The organism is Ectopseudomonas khazarica (assembly GCF_017915135.1).
Lineage (GTDB): Bacteria > Pseudomonadota > Gammaproteobacteria > Pseudomonadales > Pseudomonadaceae > Aquipseudomonas > Aquipseudomonas khazarica.
This window is the reverse complement of sequence record NZ_CP068551.1, coordinates 1158820-1175377: the sequence shown is the minus strand read 5'-3', so window position 1 is coordinate 1175377 and position 16558 is coordinate 1158820. Positions and strand designations below refer to the sequence as shown.

20 protein-coding genes and 2 tRNA genes are annotated in these 16558 nt (G+C 64.7%); 13 read left to right on the top strand and 9 right to left on the bottom strand.

Features of this window, described 5'->3' with window-relative positions; genetic code table 11:
* The gene (locus JLK41_RS05390; protein ID WP_210390515.1) at positions 1-531 is read left to right on the top strand and encodes a DUF2878 domain-containing protein; all 531 of its coding nucleotides are present in this window, start codon (positions 1-3) and stop codon (positions 529-531) included.
* 61 nt (positions 532-592) lie between these two features.
* Here JLK41_RS05390 and JLK41_RS05385 read toward each other — a convergent pair whose 3' ends face one another.
* The 6 genes from JLK41_RS05385 to hemA all read right to left on the bottom strand — a co-directional run bounded on the left by JLK41_RS05385 (position 593) and on the right by hemA (position 6157).
* A complete protein-coding gene (locus tag JLK41_RS05385) occupies positions 593-1108 on the bottom strand; it encodes an acyloxyacyl hydrolase (protein ID WP_210390514.1) in 516 nt (171 codons plus the stop codon).
* Between the two features lie 95 nt (positions 1109-1203).
* A complete protein-coding gene (gene murI, locus JLK41_RS05380) occupies positions 1204-1995 on the bottom strand; it encodes a glutamate racemase (RefSeq protein WP_210390513.1) in 792 nt (263 codons plus the stop codon).
* On the bottom strand, positions 1985-2737 hold the full coding sequence (locus JLK41_RS05375) for a molybdopterin-synthase adenylyltransferase MoeB (RefSeq protein ID WP_210391193.1): 753 nt from the start codon (positions 2735-2737) through the stop codon (positions 1985-1987). Before JLK41_RS05375 ends, murI begins: the two co-directional genes overlap by 11 nt.
* Before the next feature lie 4 nt (positions 2738-2741).
* Positions 2742-3575 carry a peptide chain release factor N(5)-glutamine methyltransferase gene (gene prmC, locus JLK41_RS05370; protein WP_210390512.1) on the bottom strand — a complete coding sequence of 278 codons (834 nt, stop codon included), beginning with the start codon at positions 3573-3575 and terminating at the stop codon, positions 2742-2744.
* A gap of 222 nt (positions 3576-3797) precedes the next feature.
* A complete protein-coding gene (gene prfA / locus JLK41_RS05365; RefSeq protein WP_047587912.1) occupies positions 3798-4880 on the bottom strand; it encodes a peptide chain release factor 1 in 1083 nt (360 codons plus the stop codon).
* Entirely contained in the window at positions 4877-6157 is a 1281-nt protein-coding gene (gene hemA, locus JLK41_RS05360; RefSeq protein WP_037046886.1) for a glutamyl-tRNA reductase, read from the bottom strand. Before hemA ends, prfA begins: the two co-directional genes overlap by 4 nt.
* A 391-nt stretch (positions 6158-6548) precedes the next feature.
* Here hemA and JLK41_RS05355 point away from each other — a divergent pair, with 391 nt between their 5' ends.
* The 9 genes from JLK41_RS05355 (at position 6549) to ychF (ending at position 13680) form a co-directional block, all read left to right on the top strand.
* The gene (locus JLK41_RS05355; protein ID WP_210390511.1) at positions 6549-8276 is read left to right on the top strand and encodes a tetratricopeptide repeat protein; all 1728 of its coding nucleotides are present in this window, start codon (positions 6549-6551) and stop codon (positions 8274-8276) included.
* The gene (gene lolB / locus JLK41_RS05350) at positions 8273-8890 is read left to right on the top strand and encodes a lipoprotein insertase outer membrane protein LolB (protein WP_037046882.1); all 618 of its coding nucleotides are present in this window, start codon (positions 8273-8275) and stop codon (positions 8888-8890) included. Before JLK41_RS05355 ends, lolB begins: the two co-directional genes overlap by 4 nt.
* A 204-nt stretch (positions 8891-9094) precedes the next feature.
* A complete protein-coding gene (gene ispE / locus JLK41_RS05345) occupies positions 9095-9964 on the top strand; it encodes a 4-(cytidine 5'-diphospho)-2-C-methyl-D-erythritol kinase (protein WP_152488012.1) in 870 nt (289 codons plus the stop codon).
* 26 nt (positions 9965-9990) lie between these two features.
* Positions 9991-10065, top strand: a tRNA-Gln gene (locus JLK41_RS05340).
* 56 nt (positions 10066-10121) lie between these two features.
* Positions 10122-10196: transfer RNA gene (locus JLK41_RS05335), tRNA-Gln, on the top strand.
* A gap of 46 nt (positions 10197-10242) precedes the next feature.
* Positions 10243-11184 (top strand): ribose-phosphate pyrophosphokinase, encoded by a 942-nt coding sequence (locus JLK41_RS05330; protein ID WP_037046880.1) that lies wholly within the window; start codon positions 10243-10245, stop codon positions 11182-11184.
* A 105-nt stretch (positions 11185-11289) separates the two neighbouring features.
* Positions 11290-11901: a 50S ribosomal protein L25/general stress protein Ctc gene (locus JLK41_RS05325; protein WP_037046878.1), complete on the top strand. Its 612-nt coding sequence runs from the start codon at positions 11290-11292 to the stop codon at positions 11899-11901.
* Positions 11902-11964: 63 nt separating this feature from the next.
* Entirely contained in the window at positions 11965-12555 is a 591-nt protein-coding gene (pth, locus tag JLK41_RS05320; protein ID WP_037046876.1) for an aminoacyl-tRNA hydrolase, read from the top strand.
* Positions 12556-12579: 24 nt separating this feature from the next.
* Positions 12580-13680, top strand: a complete 1101-nt coding sequence (gene ychF / locus JLK41_RS05315; protein WP_037046873.1) for a redox-regulated ATPase YchF — start codon at positions 12580-12582, stop codon at positions 13678-13680.
* 69 nt (positions 13681-13749) lie between these two features.
* Here ychF and JLK41_RS05310 read toward each other — a convergent pair whose 3' ends face one another.
* The 3 genes from JLK41_RS05310 to JLK41_RS05300 all read right to left on the bottom strand — a co-directional run bounded on the left by JLK41_RS05310 (position 13750) and on the right by JLK41_RS05300 (position 15402).
* Entirely contained in the window at positions 13750-14136 is a 387-nt protein-coding gene (locus tag JLK41_RS05310) for a carboxymuconolactone decarboxylase family protein (protein ID WP_210390510.1), read from the bottom strand.
* Complete coding sequence (locus JLK41_RS05305) at positions 14084-14539, bottom strand: MerR family transcriptional regulator (protein ID WP_210390509.1); 456 nt, start codon at positions 14537-14539, stop codon at positions 14084-14086. Before JLK41_RS05305 ends, JLK41_RS05310 begins: the two co-directional genes overlap by 53 nt.
* A gap of 110 nt (positions 14540-14649) precedes the next feature.
* Complete coding sequence (locus tag JLK41_RS05300) at positions 14650-15402, bottom strand: class I SAM-dependent methyltransferase (protein WP_210390508.1); 753 nt, start codon at positions 15400-15402, stop codon at positions 14650-14652.
* 117 nt (positions 15403-15519) lie between these two features.
* Here JLK41_RS05300 and JLK41_RS05295 point away from each other — a divergent pair, with 117 nt between their 5' ends.
* The 3 genes from JLK41_RS05295 (at position 15520) to JLK41_RS05285 (ending at position 16536) form a co-directional block, all read left to right on the top strand.
* The gene (locus JLK41_RS05295) at positions 15520-15666 is read left to right on the top strand and encodes a hypothetical protein (RefSeq protein WP_167519212.1); all 147 of its coding nucleotides are present in this window, start codon (positions 15520-15522) and stop codon (positions 15664-15666) included.
* A gap of 103 nt (positions 15667-15769) precedes the next feature.
* Entirely contained in the window at positions 15770-15940 is a 171-nt protein-coding gene (locus JLK41_RS05290) for a YhfG family protein (RefSeq protein ID WP_150608285.1), read from the top strand.
* Positions 15940-16536, top strand: a complete 597-nt coding sequence (locus tag JLK41_RS05285) for a putative adenosine monophosphate-protein transferase Fic (RefSeq protein WP_210390507.1) — start codon at positions 15940-15942, stop codon at positions 16534-16536. Before JLK41_RS05290 ends, JLK41_RS05285 begins: the two co-directional genes overlap by 1 nt.
* Positions 16537-16558 lie beyond the last annotated feature (22 nt).

Below are 16558 nucleotides of genomic sequence, written 5' to 3'. Positions count from 1 at the left end.
ATGCCCCGCCTGCTTGCCAATGCCCTTCTGTTCCAGCTCGGCTGGCTGGTCTGCGTGTTCGCCGGCGACAGCCCCTGGCTGCTGGCCGTGGCAGCGATCATCGCGGTGCATCTGCTCTGGGTCAGCAGCTGGGCCGCCGAAGGCAAACTGCTGCTCAGCGTGTTCCTCGCAGGCAGTGCGCTGGACAGCTTCCTGCTCAACCTCGGCGTCTTCGATTTCGGCGAGCCACGCCAGTTGATTCCGCTGTGGCTGGCGCTGCTGTGGCTGTTGCTGGCCAGCACCCTCAACCACTGCCTGGCCTGGACCGCCCAGCCCTGGTGGCGCGGCAGCCTGCTCGGCGCGCTGGCCGCGCCCCTGTCGTACTACGCCGGCGCCCGGCTCGCGGGGGTCACGCTGCCGCTGGGCACCGGGCCGACCCTGGCCATCCTGGCGCTGACCTGGGCCATCGTGATGCCGGTGCTGCATGGTTTCGCCCGACTGTATCGGGCGCAATACGAACAACAGCTGCGCAGCCGGCGCAGCGCGCCCTAGCGGTTCCCCCTGAAGCGAAAAGGCCGGGCATCTGCCCGGCCTTTTCGTCTGCAGCGCAGGCTCAGAAGCTCATGCGGTAATGCAGGGTGTAGGCTTCGGCGCCATCGTTCGGCTGCTTGAGGCCGGCGTTGGAGTAGTGCAGCGCACGCAGGCCGATCTCCTGACCGGAGAAACGCAGACCGACGCCGATGCGGTCCTCGAACTGGAAGGAGGAGCCCAGCTCGTTACTCTCCAGCTCGGTGCTGGAGAAGGCGGCCACACCGATACCCGCTTCGATGTAGGGACGCACGCTCTGCCCGGCGAACTCGTAGACGAATACCGGCGCGAAGGACAGGCTGTGGTTGCTCGCCGTGTCGTCGCCATCCCAGTAGGTATACCCCAGGTCCCAGTAGCCGGTCAGGCGGCCAACGCTGCTCTCGAGCCAGCTCTTGTCCCAGTCCCACTGTGCACCCAGGCGGTACACCATGGTCGAATCCCCACTCTGGCCGATGGCGGCGGTGACATCCGCTGCCTGTGCAGCCCCCATCATTCCCAACGACAGCGCCGCGCTTGCAGCTAAGGCGTACAACTTCTTCATGAGTCATTCCTTTAAGTAGCGAGAGTTCATCAGGCTCGTTACAAAAATATAGAACTAATCGACATGAAGGGAGGGAAGAGGCGAAAAATTCACATTCACTGCAAGGAAAGGATCTCGGCCGTTTCACCAAGCAGAATCGGCAAGACCCGGGAAAGTTGCGCGGTATCGCCACTGCTCCAGTAACGGCTCGGCTGCGCCGTTTCGGTCGCCGCCAGATCGTGCTGAAGCAGCAGCCGCTGCAGCTGGCGCGCCACCGCGGCCCCGGTATCGATCAGCGTCACCGCGGGCGGCAGCAGTGTGGTCAGCAACGGCCGCAGGAAGGGGTAGTGGGTGCAGCCGAGGATCAGCGTGTCGCAGCCTTCGTCCAGCAGGGGCGTCACGTAACGCTGCAGCAGCTCGCGCGTGGCCGCTGCCTGCAACTCGCCCGCCTCGATGCATTCGACCAGCCCCGGACAGGGCTGCGTGACCACCCGCACATCGCCGGCAAAACGGTCGAGCAGCGCGGCGAACCTGGCGCTCTTCAGCGTACCGGTGGTTGCCAGTACGCCGACCACTCCGCTGCGGGTCGCCGCCGCGGCCGGCTTTACCGCCGGTTCCATGCCGACGATGGGCAACTGCGGATAACGCTCGCGCAGGTCAGCGGCGGCAGCGGCAGTGGCAGTGTTGCAGGCCAGCACCAGCGCCTTGGCGCCCTGTGCCAGCAGATGCTCGGTGATCTGCACGCAGCGCTCGCGGATGTACTCCGGGCTCTTCTCGCCATAGGGCACATGGCCGCTGTCGGCAACGTACAGCAGCGACTCGTTCGGCAGCAGCTGGCGGATCTCGCGCAGCACGGACAGGCCGCCGACGCCCGAGTCGAATACCCCGATCGGCGCGTTACTGGGCATCGCCACAGACACCGCAAGCAGGATCGCGCTTGACCCGCAGCTCACGAAAGCGCGTACCCAGCGCGTCGATCAACAACAGGCGCCCCACCAGCGGCTCGCCGAATCCCGCCAGCAGCTTGAGCGCCTCCAGCGCCTGCAGGCTACCCACCAGCCCGACCAGCGGGCCCACCACCCCGGCCTCGCTGCAGGTCAGCTCGGCTTCGCTGCCATGCCCGTAGAGGCAGTGGTAGCACGGGCTGCCCGCATTGCGCGGGTCGAACACCGACAGCTGGCCCTCCAGGCGAATCGCCGCGCCGGAGACCAGCGGCTTGCCCGCCGCCACGCAGGCGACGTTGACCGCCTCGCGGGTGGAGAAGTTGTCCGAGCAGTCCAGCACCAGGTCGACAGCCTGCACCGCAGCCGCCAGCGAATCGGCATCCAGCGCCTGACGGTGCGGTACCAGGCTGACCTGCGGGTTGATCGCCGCCAGCCGCGCCATGGCCGAATCCACCTTGGCCTGGCCGATGCTGGCGGTGTCGTGGGCGATCTGCCGCTGCAGGTTGGTCAGGTCCACCGTGTCGAAGTCGGCCAGGTGCAACTCGCCGACGCCGGCAGCAGCCAGGTACAGGGCCACGGGCGAGCCCAGCCCGCCCATGCCGACGATCAGCACACGGCCCTGCTTGAGGCGCAGCTGCCCCTCCACGTCGATCTGTTTCAGCAGAATCTGCCGGCTGTAACGCAGCAGCTCATCATCGCTCAGCATCTGATCACTCATGGTCGAAACGTCCCAAACTGATGCGCTCGTGCCCGCCCAGGTCACGTCGGCTGTGTGCCTCGCTGAACCCCGCCGTGGCGAGCAGCTCACGCACGGCCTCGGCCTGGTCGAAGCCGTGCTCCAGCAACAGCCAGCCGCCGGCCAGCAGGTACTGCGGCGCGGCCTGGATGATCGCACGAATATCGTCCAGCCCGTCGGCCCCGGCCACCAGCGCACTGCTCGGCTCGAAGCGCACATCGCCCTGATTCAGGTGGCGGTCGTCGGCGCGGATATAGGGTGGGTTGCTCAGAATCAGCCCGTAGCGCTGCCCGGACAGGGCGGAGAACCAGTGGCTGTGCAGGAAGCGGACGTTGTCCAGTTGCAGACGCTGACGGTTGCGCTCGGCCAGGGCCACGGCGTCCTCGACGCGATCGACACCGGTAACCTGCCAGCCCGGCCGCTCGCTGGCCAGGGCCAGGGCAATGGCGCCGGTGCCGGTGCCGAGATCCAGCGCCGCCAGTGGCGTGGCCGGCAGCAGCGCGAGCGCGCTCTCCACCAGCAGCTCGGTGTCCGGGCGCGGAATCAGGGTATGCGGCGCGACCTCCAGGTCCAGGCTCCAGAAGCCCTGATGGCCAAGGATGTAGGCCACCGGTTCACCCTGGCGACGGCGCTGCAGGTGGCTCCGGAACAGGCCCAGCTGATCGGCGTCCAGCTCGCGCTCCGGCCAGGTACGCAGATAGCTGCGCGGTTTGCCCAGCGCGGCGGCCAGCAGCAGCTCGGCGTCCAGCCGTGGCGTGGGCGAGTCAGGCAGCTCGGCGGTGTTGAGCAGGGATTCGATGGTGGACATGCGTTAAGCCTCGAGCGGCAAGCTTCAGCGACAAGATGACCCGCACTCGGCGGCGTGTGCCTTGCGGTTCTCTCCTGGATGGATCGGGGCGCCTGTCACGCCTGCTCGAGCCACCGCGTGGAAGGGTGGATGAAAAAAGCCTCATCCAGCCCTGGGGTTCATCCATGCGTCCCGGATTGCATCCGGCGATCCGGCGAATTCAGCTCGCGGCTCGTCGCTGCCCTAGTCGCCCAGCGCCGCCAGCTGGTCGGCCTGGTACTCGGCCAGCAACGGCTCGATCACCGCCTCCACGCTGCCGGCAATCACTTCGTTGAGCGAATACAGGGTCAGGTTGATACGGTGGTCGGTGACCCGCCCCTGCGGAAAGTTGTAGGTGCGGATGCGCTCGGAGCGGTCGCCGGAGCCGACCAACAGCTTGCGCGTGTCGGACATTTCCTTGTGCGCGGCGGCGTCCTGCTGGTCCTGCAGCTTGGCCGCCAGCCAGGCCATGGCCTTGGCGCGGTTCTTGTGCTGCGAACGTTCTTCCTGGCACTCCACCACCGTGCCGGTGGGAATGTGGGTGATGCGGATCGCCGAGTCGGTGGTGTTGACGTGCTGGCCACCCGCGCCGGAGCTGCGGTAGGTATCGACGCGCAGGTCGGCCGGGTTGATCTCGATGGCGGCCTGCTCATCCGGTTCCGGCAACACCGCCACGGTGCAGGCGGAGGTGTGGATACGGCCCTGGGATTCGGTCTCCGGCACGCGCTGCACGCGGTGCGCACCGGACTCGAACTTGAGCTTGGCGTAGACGTTGTCACCCTCGACGCGGGCGATCACTTCCTTGAAGCCGCCGTGCTCGCCCTCGTTGGCCGACAGCACCTCGACCCGCCAGCCCTGCTTCTCGGCATAACGCGAATACATGCGGAACAGGTCGCCGGAGAAGATCGCCGCCTCGTCGCCACCGGTGCCGGCGCGGATTTCCAGATAGACGTTGCGCCCGTCGTTGGGGTCCTTCGGCAGCAACATACGCTGCAGGCGGTCCTCCAGCTCGACCAGCGCCTCACGGGCCTGGGCGACTTCCTCCTCGGCCATCTCGCGCAGGTCCGGGTCGCTGTCCTTGAGCAGCGCCTGAGCACCTTCGAGGTCGGACTGCACCTTGCGCAGCTCGCGGAAGGTGGCGATTACCGGCTCGATCTCGGCATATTCCTTGGAGTACGCCCGAAACTGGCTCTGCTTGGCGATCACCTCGGCGTCGCCGAGCAGCGCCGTGAGCTCCTCGAAACGATCGCTGAGGTTGTCCAGCTTGTTCAACAGTGAAGCTTTCATTGCAGACCTTTGTCCTGCGGCGCGCTCTCGTCGAGGGCGAACAATTCCTGGGCCAGGCTGAGCGCGTCGATGCGCCCCTCGGCGGTAAGTTTCTTCATGCGCACGCTGGGCGCGTGCAGCAGCTTGTTGGTCAGGCCGCGCGCCAGTTGCGCCAGCACGTCTTCGGGATTGCTGCCGTTGACCAACATGCGCTGGGCCTTGGCCAGCTCTTCGTCGCGCAGGCGCTCGGCCTGCTGGCGGTAGGCCTTGAGCACATCCACCGCGGCCAGCTCGCGCAGGCGCTGCATGAAATCGTCGGTACCGGCGGCGACCAGCTCCTCGGCCGCCTGTGCCGCGCCCTGACGGCTCTTGAGGTTTTCCTCGATGACCTCGTGCAGGTCATCGACGGTATAGAGGTAGACGTCATCCAGCTCGCCCACCTGTGGCTCGATATCGCGCGGCACGGCGATGTCGACCATGAAGATCGGCTTGTGCTTGCGCTTCTTCAGCGCACTCTCCACGGCGCCCTTGCCGAGGATCGGCAGCTGGCTGGCCGTGGAACTGATGACGATGTCACTGTGCGCCAGCTCGTCGGGGATGTCCGAGAGCAGCACCGCATGGGCGCCGAACTGCTCGGCCAGCTGGCTGGCACGCTCCAGCGTGCGGTTGGCGACGACGATGCGCTTGATGCCCTGGTCGTACAGGTGCCGCGCCACCAGGCTGATGGTCTCGCCGGCACCGATCAGCAGCGCCTGGCTGCGGTGCAGGTCGGCGAAGATCTGCTTGGCCAGGCTGACCGCCGCGAAGGCCACGGAAACCGGATTCTCGCCGATGGCGGTGTCGGTGCGCACGGTCTTGGCGGTGCTGAAGGTGGCCTGGAACAGACGCCCCAGCAACGGCCCGACGGTGCCGGCCTCGCGGGCCACGGCATAGGCGGACTTGAGCTGGCCGAGAATCTGCGGCTCGCCGAGGACCATCGAGTCCAGCCCGCAGGCCACGCGCATCATGTGACGCACGGCGGCGTCGTCACTGTGCACGTAGGCACAGGCTCGCAATTCGTCGATGCTCAGGCGGTGATAGCTGGCCAGCCATTGCAGCACTTCGTCGCTGCTCAGCTGATCCTGCTCCAGGTACAGCTCGCTGCGGTTGCAGGTCGAGAGGATCGCCGCCTCGCGGCTGGGCGTCAGCCGGCACAGCTGCTGCAATGCCTCGACCAGTTGCTCCGGGGTGAAAGCAACGCGCTCACGCACCTCTACCGAGGCGGTCTTGTGGTTGATACCGAGGGCGATGAAGGCCATGCAGAGTCGCTGAGGGGCAATACGGAAGCCGGCAATTGTCCTACTTCGCCCCCGAGAGAACAACTACCGCGACCTATTGTCCCAATAGACAGTTCGCCGCATCGTCCTGGCCAGTGGGCTTGCTCCAAGGCTTGTGTCATGATGCCGCGAACGTCGCAGGGCACGAGCCGGCATGGCCGTCGCCCCGGAATAACGCACGACAAGGTGCCTGGGTCCGTTCCCGTTTCATCGCGCGCCGCATTTGCCGCGCAACTCGAAGAGACGGGCCGGTTTTGCCGCGAGACTGCATTACTCGATGACTCATTTGGACGACCAAACTTCGCCTCTCGTGCCTTGCCTCGCGCCCAAACCAGCTCCGTCGCGGCCGCGAACGAAACGGAAACAAACCCTGATGACCAGACCCCTCGCGTTAGTCACTGCAATTGCCCTTCTCAGCGGCTGCCAAACCTTCGCCCCCAGCGAGCCTGACGGCACGCCGCCGGTGCAGGAAGCCGACCAGAGCACCCAGCTTAAGCCGGAAGAATACGGCTCGTTCAGCCAGGAAACCCTGTTCGCCCTGCTCACCGCCGAACTGGCGGGGCAGCGCAATCGCTTCGATATCGCCCTGGGCAACTACGTGCAGCAGGCCAACGCCACCGGCGACCCCGCGGTCGCCGAGCGCGCCTTCCGCATCGCCGAGTACCTCGGCGCCGAGCAGGCCGCACTGGACAGCGCACTGATCTGGGCGAAGAACGCGCCGCAGAACATCGACGCACAACGCGCGGCGGCCGTGCAGCTGGCTCGCGCCGGCCGCTATGACGAATCCATGACCTACATGGAGCAGGTGCTGCAGCGCCAGGGCGATACCCACTTCGATTTCCTCGCGCTGTCCGCCGCGGAAACCGACCCGGACACCCGCGCCGGCCTGCTGCAAGGCTTCGACCGGCTGCTGAGCAAGAACCCGGACAACAGCCAGCTGCTGTTCGGCAAGGCCATCCTCCTGCAACAGGACGGCCGCGCCGAAGAAGCCCTGGAGCTGCTCGAGGAACGCCCCGGCAGCGCCAAGGAAGTTTCTCCGCTGCTGCTGCGCGCCCGCCTGCTGCAGAGTCTGGGACGTGGCGAGGAAGCGCTGCCCCTGCTGCAGAAAGGCATCCGCGAGAACCCCGACGACAAGCGCCTGCGCCTGACCTATGCACGCCTGCTGGTCGAGCAGGACCGCCTCGACGACGCCAAGGGCGAGTTCTCCAAGCTGGTGCAGGAAAATCCCAACGACGACGACCTGCGCTTCTCCCTGGCGCTGGTGTGCCTGGAAGCCGAAGCCTGGGAAGAAGCCATCGTCTACCTGGAAGAGCTGGTCGAACGGCGCAGCCATGTCGACGCGGCGCACTACAACCTGGGCCGTGCCTACGAAGAGCTGGAGGACAGCGACAGCGCCCTGCAGGAGTACGGCATGGTCGGCCCCAGCAACGACTACCTGCCGGCCCAGCAACGCCAGGCCGAGCTGCTGTTCAACCAGCAGCGCAACGACGACGCCAGCCGTCGCCTGGCCGAAGCGCGCGAGGCGCAGCCCGACTACGCCATCCAGCTGTACCTGATCGAAGCCGAGGGGCTGAGCAACCATGACCAGGTCGACTCGGCCTGGCAGGTGATCAACCAGGGACTCGAGCAGTTTCCCGACGACCTCAACCTGCTCTATACCCGTGCCATGCTGGCGGAGAAGCGCGACGACCTGGCCCAACTGGAACACGACCTGCGCTACATCCTCGAGCGCGAGCCGGATCACGCCATGGCGCTCAATGCCCTCGGCTACACCCTGGCCGACCGCACCACGCGCTATCAGGAAGCCCACGACCTGATCGAGAAGGCCCACCAGCTCAACCCGGACGACCCGGCCATCCTCGACAGCCTCGGCTGGGTCAACTATCGCCTGGGTAACCTGGAGGAAGCCGAGCGCTTCCTGCGCCTGGCGCTGAAGAAATTCCCCGACCACGAGGTTGCCGCCCACCTTGGCGAAGTGCTCTGGGCCCGGGGCAAGCAGCGCGAGGCCCGCAGCGTCTGGCGCGAGGCCCTGGCCGAGACACCTGACAGCCCCATCCTGCGCGACACCCTCTCGCGCCTGACCGGTTCCGAGACGCCCTGATGCTTCGTCACCTTCTTGTTTTCAGCCTTATCGCCCTGCTCGCCGGCTGCGCCGGCCTCACCTCGCACGAAGCGCTGGAAGGCCAGGGCGACCCGGCGCAGTGGAAAGCCCATAAACAGCAGATCAGCCAGCTCGACGGCTGGCAGATCAACGGCAAGATCGGCATTCGTGCGCCCAGCGACTCGGGCAGCGCCACGCTGTTCTGGCTGCAACGCCAGGACTACTACGATATCCGCCTGTCCGGCCCGCTCGGTGGCGGCGCCGCCCGTCTGACCGGCCGCCCGGGCGACATCCTGCTGGAAGTGTCCAACCGCGGCCGCTATCGCGCCGAATCGCCGGAAGCCCTGCTGCGTGAACAGCTGCGCCTGGACCTGCCGGTCTCCAACCTGCTCTGGTGGATTCGCGGCCTGCCGGCCCCGGAAAGCCGCAGCCGCATCACCCTCGACGGCGAAAGCCACCTGGCCCGCCTGGAGCAGGACGGCTGGCGAGTGGAGTATCAGCGCTACACCGAACAGAACGGCTACGCCCTGCCCGAGCGCCTGAAGCTCTACGGCCAGGACCTGGAGGTCACCCTGGTGATCAAGGACTGGCAGCCGCGTCAGTTGGGGCAGTAAGCCCGCACCCCAACCTTGCGAGAGGGGCCTAAGCCGCGACAGCGTTGGCGATGGCTCAGCGTTTCGGCTGGGCATTTCGCGGCTAAAGCCGCTCCTACAGGGGCTGCGGTCTTTGCAGGAGCGGCTTTAGTCGCGATGCGCCTGCCGACGCATTTCCCGCATACAATCGCCACCTATTCTCGCGACGACGCCCCTGCTCCGACCATGACCGCCATCCCTGCCCACGCCGAACTCACCCTGCCCGCTCCCGCCAAGCTCAACCTGATGCTGCATATCCTCGGCCGCCGCGCCGACGGCTACCACGAGCTGCAGACCCTGTTCCAGTTTCTCGAGCATGGCGACGAGCTTGGCTTCAGCCTGCGCCAGGATGGCGAGATTCGCCTGCACACCCCCATCGAAGGCGTTGCGCACGACAGCAACCTGATCGTGCGCGCCGCCAAGCGGCTGCAGGAAGCCAGCGGTACATCACTGGGCGCCGACATCTGGCTGGACAAGCGCCTGCCCATGGGCGGCGGCATCGGTGGCGGCAGCTCGGATGCCGCCACCACCCTGCTCGGCCTCGACCACCTGTGGCACACGCAACTGGGCGAGGATCGCCTGGCCGAGCTGGGCCTGGCACTGGGCGCCGACGTACCGGTATTCGTGCGCGGCCGCGCCGCCTTCGCCGAGGGCGTTGGCGAGTGCCTGACGCCCGTGGAGCTGGACGAACCCTGGTTCCTCGTCGCGGTGCCGCAAGTCTTTGTAAGCACAGCAGAAGTTTTCGGCTCGCCCGAGTTGACACGGGATACGCCGCCCATTAAAGTTCGCAGCCTTCTTGCGGGGGGTGGTCGAAACGACTGCCAGCCGGTTGTAGAGAAGCGTTACCCAGAAGTTCGTAACGCTTTGATCTTGTTGAACAAATTCGTTTCAGCTAGATTGACCGGCACTGGAGCTTGTGTATTTGGGAGCTTCCCAAATCGGGACGATGCTGATAAAGTCGCCCGCCAACTTCCAGGCACTCTGCCGAGCTTTGTCGCTCAAGGTCGCAACATTTCGATGCTGCACCGCAGGCTCCAAGCATTGGCCAAGAAGTGAATGCTCAGCATTCGGTTATACGATACAGGGGCGTCGCCAAGCGGTAAGGCACCAGGTTTTGATCCTGGCATGCGTTGGTTCGAATCCAGCCGCCCCTGCCATAATCTCCCCAGGGAGGCATCGAAAACCGCATCCGACAGCATTCGACACAGAATATAGGGGCGTCGCCAAGCGGTAAGGCACCAGGTTTTGATCCTGGCATGCGTTGGTTCGAATCCAGCCGCCCCTGCCATTTTCCATACCCATCCAGGTATACCCCCAGCCGGCAGGTACTGCGCGTGTCCAAGATGATGGTCTTCACGGGGAACGCAAACCCCGATCTGGCGCGACGGATCGTTCGTCAGCTGCACATTCCCCTCGGCGATGCTTCGGTCGGACGTTTCTCCGACGGCGAAGTCATGATCGAAATCAACGAGAACGTCCGCGGCAAGGACGTATTCCTGATTCAGCCGACCTGTGCACCCACCAACGACAACCTGATGGAATTGGTGGTGATGGCTGATGCCTTCCGTCGTTCCTCGGCTACCCGCATCACCGCGGTCATCCCCTACTTCGGTTACGCCCGCCAGGATCGCCGTCCGCGCTCCGCCCGTGTGGCGATCAGTGCCAAGGTCGTGGCTGACATGCTCACCGTGGTCGGTATCGACCGCGTACTGACCGTGGACCTGCATGCCGATCAGATTCAGGGCTTCTTCGACATCCCGGTGGACAACATCTACGGTTCCCCGGTCCTGGTCGACGACATCGAAGACCAGCGCTTCGACAACCTGATGATCGTCTCCCCGGACATCGGCGGCGTCGTCCGCGCACGCGCCGTGGCCAAGAGCCTGGGCGTCGACCTGGCCATCATCGACAAGCGTCGTGAGAAGGCCAACCAGTCCGAAGTGATGCACATCATCGGTGACGTCGAAGGTCGTACCTGCATCCTGGTCGACGACATGGTCGATACCGCCGGCACCCTGTGCCACGCGGCCAAGGCCCTGAAAGATCGTGGTGCCGCCAAGGTCTACGCCTACTGCACCCACCCGGTGCTGTCGGGCCGCGCCATCGAGAACATCGAGAATTCCTCGCTGGACGAGCTGGTGGTGACCAACACCATCCCGCTGTCCGCTGCGGCACAGTCCTGCTCGCGCATTCGCCAGCTCGACATCGCCCCGGTCGTCGCCGAAGCGGTTCGCCGCATCAGCAACGAAGAATCGATCAGCGCGATGTTCCGCTAAGGAACCCGCTGACGTTAAGCGCCCCGCCTCGTGCGGGGCTTTTTGCCCTACCGCCCAAGGCTGGTCGCAAGCCTGCAGGCGGTTTGGTTATTTTGGAGAAGTGAAATGACTGTTGAATTTGCCCTGAATGCCGAAGTGCGTTCCGACCTGGGGAAAGGTGCGAGCCGCCGCCTGCGTCGTAACGTGTCCATGGTGCCTGCCGTGATCTACGGCGGCGAGAAAGCCCCGGCCTCCATCAGCCTGCTGGCCAAAGACCTGGCCAAGCTGCTGGAAAACGAAGCGGCTTTCAGCCACGTTCTGACCCTGGACGTTGCCGGCACCAAAGAAAGCGTTCTGATCAAAGCCCTGCAGCGCCACCCGGCCAAAGGCTTCGTTCTGCACGCTGACTTCGTTCGCGTCGTTGCCGGCCAGAAGCTGAGCGCCCACGTACCGCTGCACTTCATCAACGAAGCGACTGCCGTAGGCGTCAAGCAGCAAGGTGGCGAGATCTCCCACACCATCAGCGAAGTCGAAGTTTCCTGCCTGCCGAAAGACCTGCCGGAATTCATCGAAGTCGACATGGCTGCCGTGGAAGTGGGCCAGACCGTACACATGTCCGACCTGAAGCTGCCGAAAGGCGTTGAGCTGGTTGCTCTGGCTCACGGTAACGACCTGGCTGTCTCCAACATTCACGCCTCCCGCGTGAAGGCTGAAGACGAAGAAAGCGCTGCCGAGTAATCGCAGTGCGGAACCCGCCCGGCATGCGATCACGCCGGGCGATTTCCTCGAAAGGGCTCCTGTATGACTGCCGTACAACTGATCGTTGGCCTGGGTAACCCCGGCCCCGAATACGACCAGACCCGGCACAATGCAGGGGCCCTTTTCGTTGAGCGCGTGGCGGAAAGCCAGCGCGTCAACCTCAGCGTCGATCGCAAGTATTTCGGCCTGGTGGGCAAGTTCAACCACCAGGGGCGCGAAGTTCGTCTGCTCATCCCCACCACCTACATGAACCGCAGCGGCCAGTCCGTGGCGGCCCTGGCCAATTTCTTCAAGATCAAACCCGAAGAGATTCTGGTGGCCCACGACGAACTCGACATGCCACCCGGCGTCGCCAAGCTCAAGCAGGGCGGCGGCCACGGCGGGCACAACGGCCTGCGCGATATCATCGCCCAGCTCGGCAACCAGAATAACTTCCATCGCCTGCGGCTCGGCATCGGCCACCCTGGACACGCCAGCCTGGTTTCCGGCTACGTGCTCGGACGCGCGCCACGCAGCGAACAGGAACTGCTCGACCAGAGCATCGACTTCGCCTTGGACGTCCTGCCGGAAATACTCGCCGGCGACTGGACCGTGGCCATGCGCAAATTGCATAGCCAGAAGGCCACCAAGTAACCACCTTTTACCGAGGGTCACCCCATGGGATTCAACTGCGGCATCGTCGGCCTGCCCAACGTCGGCAAGTCCACCCTGTTCAACGCCCTCACCAAGTCCGGCATCGCCGCAGAGAACTTCCCCTTCTGCACCATCGAGCCGAACAGCGGCATCGTGCCCATGCCCGACCCGCGTCTGGATGCCCTGGCCGAGATCGTCAAGCCGGAAAAGGTCATCCCCACCACCATGGAGTTCGTCGACATCGCCGGCCTCGTGGCCGGCGCCTCCAAGGGTGAAGGCCTGGGCAACAAGTTCCTCGCCAACATCCGCGAGACCGACGCCATCGCCCACGTCGTGCGCTGCTTCGAAGACGAGAACGTCATCCACGTCGCCAACAGCGTCGACCCCAAGCGTGACATCGAGATCATCGACCTCGAACTGATCATGGCCGACCTCGACAGCTGCGAGAAGCAACTGCAGCGCGTGGCGCGCAGTGCCAAGGGCGGTGACAAGGAGGCCGTGGCGCAGAAGGCCCTGCTGGAAAAACTCATCCCCCACTTCACCGAAGGCAAGCCGGCGCGCAGCCTGCTGAAGAGCCTGGGTGACGACGAGAAGCGCCTGGCCAAGACCTTCCACCTGCTCACCACCAAGCCGGTGATGTACATCGCCAACGTCGCCGAAGACGGCTTCGAGAACAACCCGCACCTCGACGTGGTGAAAGCCATCGCCGAAGAGGAAGGCGCCATCGTCGTACCGGTGTGCAACAAGATCGAAGCCGAGATCGCCGAGCTGGACGATCTGGAAGAGATGCAGATGTTCCTCGAAACCATGGGCATGGAAGAGCCAGGCCTGAACCGCGTGATCCGCGCCGGCTACGCCCTGCTCAACCTGCAGACCTACTTCACCGCCGGGGTGAAGGAAGTGCGCGCCTGGACCGTCCGCGTCGGCGCTACCGCGCCGCAGGCTGCCGCGGTGATCCACACCGATTTCGAGAAAGGCTTCATCCGCGCCGAAGTGGTCGCCTACGACGACTTCATCGCCTACAAGGGCGAAGGCGGTGCCAAGGAAGCCGGCAAGTGGCGCCTGGAAGGCAAGGACTACATCGTCAAGGACGGTGACGTGATGCACTTCCGCTTCAACGTCTGAGCCTGCCCCGCTCCCTCGAAGCCCCCAGCGGATCCACGCCGCTGGGGGCTTCGCGCTTATGGCCCGGCGTCAGGCCGCCTCAGAGCGCAGCTCGAACACCTCCCGCGCCACCGCCAGGCCATTGAGTGCAGCGGGAAAGCCGGCATACACCGCCATCTGCATCATCGTCTCGACGATCTCGGTACGGCTGACACCGACGTTCAGCGCGCCATGCACATGCACCTTCAGCTGTGGCGCAGCATTGCCAAGGGCGGTCAGCGCCGCCACCACGGCGATCTCCCGGCTTTTCAGGTCCAGCCCCGGCCGCGAGTAGATATCGCCGAACGGGAATTCCACCAGGTAGCGCGCGAAATCCGGGGCGATGCCAGCCAGACTCTCCACCACCCGCTCGCCGGCCTCGCCGTCAATCTCCTTCAGCCTGGCCAGCCCCCGCTGGTACCGACTTTCGTTGCTCATGCTCGTTGCCCCTCTCGGTTGATGACTCCGGCGCCAGGCGCTGCTCGCACGAGCGGTAGTGCTCGATCTTCGCTTGCAGCGCATCGGCGGCGCAGCGCATCGCTTCGATCTCGGCCAGAACCTCCGCGAGGTGTTCTTCCAGCATCTGGCGACGCGCCGGCACCGTCGGGTCTCCGGCGCCCCTCAGCGCCGCGAACGCCTGCATCTTGCCGATCGGCATGCGGGTCGTGCGCAGGCGCAGCAGGAACTCGATCCAGGCCATGTTCGAAGGCGCATAACGGCGCTGTCCACTCGCCGTGCGGCCCACCGGACCGATCAGCCCGATGCGTTCGTAATAGCGCAGGGTATGGGCTGTCAGCCCGGTGCGGCGGGCGACTTCGTCGATGCTCAGATGAGGTTCCATGGGGCGATCCTAAAAGTTCGAGCGCGCTCTAAGTCAATCCCTTTCGGTATCCACGTCAAGCACCGAGCAACGCCCGGTAGCCCAACCGACCCGCGTGGCAGCGCCCCGGGTTAACGCCGCGCTTCGATCAGGTGCCGGGTCGAATACGCCACGAATGGCCGCCCACCACGCATCTGCTCATCGAGGGCGAGCAATACATCGTGGTACTTGCGTGTGGAGAAGTCAGGTACCCACCACACGCACTTGCGCAGAATCCAGACCACCGCCCCGACGTCGCTGAACAACAGACGACAGCGCTCGACACGCAGATCCGTCACGTTCAGCCCGGCTGCCTGCGCGGCGGCCGCCTCGTCCTGCGGATCGCGCTGACGTCGCTGCTGTGGAAGCGGCCCGAGGAAGCGCTCGATCAGATCGAACGCCGAAGCCGCACCGACATGCTGCGCGAAATAGCATCCGCCCGGCTTGAGCACACGATGGATCTCTGCCCAGTTCGGGGACACGGGATGACGCGATGTGACGAGCTCGAAGGACGCGTCCGCAAACGGCAGCACGCTGTCCGCCGCCGTGGTTTCCACCACCTGCACGCCACGCTCGCTCAGGTGCTCACGGGCCTTGCGGGCGTTGGGCGGCCACGCCTCCGTGGCACACATTCGCGGAGGAAAGCGCGGCACCTCGCCCAGCACCTCACCGCCACCTGTGTCCAGATCAAGCGCCGACTCCACCTGCGCCAAGCGCTGCGCCAGCAACCTGGAATACCCCCAGGAGGGACGCTCCTCGCTGGCTCGCCCCGCCAGCCACCCGAAGCCCCAACCACTCACATCGGCCGCTTCAGCTTCAGCCACCAGTTCATCAAAGGATTTCATTCAGCGCACATCACACAGATCGAAGAAAAAGGAACCGTCCGGTCGCGCACGCACACCGTGGACAACGGTCATCAGCGCTTCTATTCTGCCGGGCTTTCGCCATCAAGGATGAAGCAAATGAAAAACCTGCTCCTGCTGCTCGCCGTCGCCGCCGGCGGCTATTACCTCTATACCGAGCACTTCGCGGCCACTGCCATCGATGCTGCTAGCTACCAGACCCTGCTGCAAAAGGTAGAAGCCACAAGCGTCGGTCTCGATGTGTAGTGGTCTACTACAGCCTTCACCCATTCGCCACTGGCGTTACTGCAAGACGCTACCTAGGGGCTTCCGCTATAATGAGCGGCGTCATGCAAGAGAGGTAGCCGCCATGCCAAGCCCATCCCTGCAGGCCAAGAAGGCTTATTGCGCCAAGGCACGTCAGTCCAACTACGCCGCCAGCCTGCGCCTGGAAGGTTTTCAGGTCACTGCCGCCGATGCTGAGCGCAAGCTCCCCACACGTGAAACCGCACTGAGCGAGCTACGTTCCCGGCAGGCCTGATGCGCGACAAATACGGCACAGGCCAGGACCCTCACTGCTATCCAGGCTCACCAGTTCTCCGCAACCGTCTCGGCCTGACCAATGACGAAGCGCTCGATGAAGCAGAGCGCACCCTCTCCGAGATTGCAGCCAGCAAGATCGACTTCGACCTTCCTCCCTACGATCTTTCCTATCTCCAGCAGATTCACCGACAGCTGTTTGCTGACGTCTACGACTGGGCCGGAGAGCTGCGTACCGTCGATATCTCCAAGGGCAGCACGCACTTCTGCAACCTCACTCGCATCGAGGTCGAATCAGCCAAGCTGTTCAAGCAGCTAGCCGATGCGGACTGGTTTGAAGGGCTGTCTCGCACTGAGCTGGTTACAGCAGCAGCCGAACTCTATGGCGATCTGAACATGATCCACCCTTTCCGTGAGGGTAACGGTCGGGCACAGCGAATCCTGTTCGAGCACATCGTCATCAACGCGGGCTATGAGATCAGTTGGTGGGCAGTCGAAGAAGAGGAATGGATCCAGGCGAACATAGACGCCGTGATCTGCGACTACCGGGCAATGACTGAGATCTTCGAACGCTGTGTCGGCAAGCCTATCGTCTAGGCAGGGACAAGAAAGGGACCGC

Excerpts from the sequence above, each read along its gene's own strand:
- JLK41_RS05390 (WP_210390515.1), top strand. The coding sequence starts at position 1 with ATGCCCCGCCTGCTTGCCAATGCCCTTCTGTTCCAGCTCGGCTGGCTG.
- JLK41_RS05385 (WP_210390514.1), bottom strand. The coding sequence starts at position 1,108 with ATGAAGAAGTTGTACGCCTTAGCTGCAAGCGCGGCGCTGTCGTTGGGA.
- murI (WP_210390513.1), bottom strand. The coding sequence starts at position 1,995 with ATGCCCAGTAACGCGCCGATCGGGGTATTCGACTCGGGCGTCGGCGGC.
- JLK41_RS05375 (WP_210391193.1), bottom strand. The coding sequence starts at position 2,737 with ATGCTGAGCGATGATGAGCTGCTGCGTTACAGCCGGCAGATTCTGCTG.
- prmC (WP_210390512.1), bottom strand. The coding sequence starts at position 3,575 with ATGTCCACCATCGAATCCCTGCTCAACACCGCCGAGCTGCCTGACTCG.
- prfA (WP_047587912.1), bottom strand. The coding sequence starts at position 4,880 with ATGAAAGCTTCACTGTTGAACAAGCTGGACAACCTCAGCGATCGTTTC.
- hemA (WP_037046886.1), bottom strand. The coding sequence starts at position 6,157 with ATGGCCTTCATCGCCCTCGGTATCAACCACAAGACCGCCTCGGTAGAG.
- JLK41_RS05355 (WP_210390511.1), top strand. The coding sequence starts at position 6,549 with ATGACCAGACCCCTCGCGTTAGTCACTGCAATTGCCCTTCTCAGCGGC.
- ispE (WP_152488012.1), top strand. The coding sequence starts at position 9,095 with ATGACCGCCATCCCTGCCCACGCCGAACTCACCCTGCCCGCTCCCGCC.
- JLK41_RS05325 (WP_037046878.1), top strand. The coding sequence starts at position 11,290 with ATGACTGTTGAATTTGCCCTGAATGCCGAAGTGCGTTCCGACCTGGGG.
- pth (WP_037046876.1), top strand. The coding sequence starts at position 11,965 with ATGACTGCCGTACAACTGATCGTTGGCCTGGGTAACCCCGGCCCCGAA.
- ychF (WP_037046873.1), top strand. The coding sequence starts at position 12,580 with ATGGGATTCAACTGCGGCATCGTCGGCCTGCCCAACGTCGGCAAGTCC.
- JLK41_RS05310 (WP_210390510.1), bottom strand. The coding sequence starts at position 14,136 with ATGAGCAACGAAAGTCGGTACCAGCGGGGGCTGGCCAGGCTGAAGGAG.
- JLK41_RS05305 (WP_210390509.1), bottom strand. The coding sequence starts at position 14,539 with ATGGAACCTCATCTGAGCATCGACGAAGTCGCCCGCCGCACCGGGCTG.
- JLK41_RS05300 (WP_210390508.1), bottom strand. The coding sequence starts at position 15,402 with ATGAAATCCTTTGATGAACTGGTGGCTGAAGCTGAAGCGGCCGATGTG.
- JLK41_RS05295 (WP_167519212.1), top strand. The coding sequence starts at position 15,520 with ATGAAAAACCTGCTCCTGCTGCTCGCCGTCGCCGCCGGCGGCTATTAC.
- JLK41_RS05290 (WP_150608285.1), top strand. The coding sequence starts at position 15,770 with ATGCCAAGCCCATCCCTGCAGGCCAAGAAGGCTTATTGCGCCAAGGCA.
- JLK41_RS05285 (WP_210390507.1), top strand. The coding sequence starts at position 15,940 with ATGCGCGACAAATACGGCACAGGCCAGGACCCTCACTGCTATCCAGGC.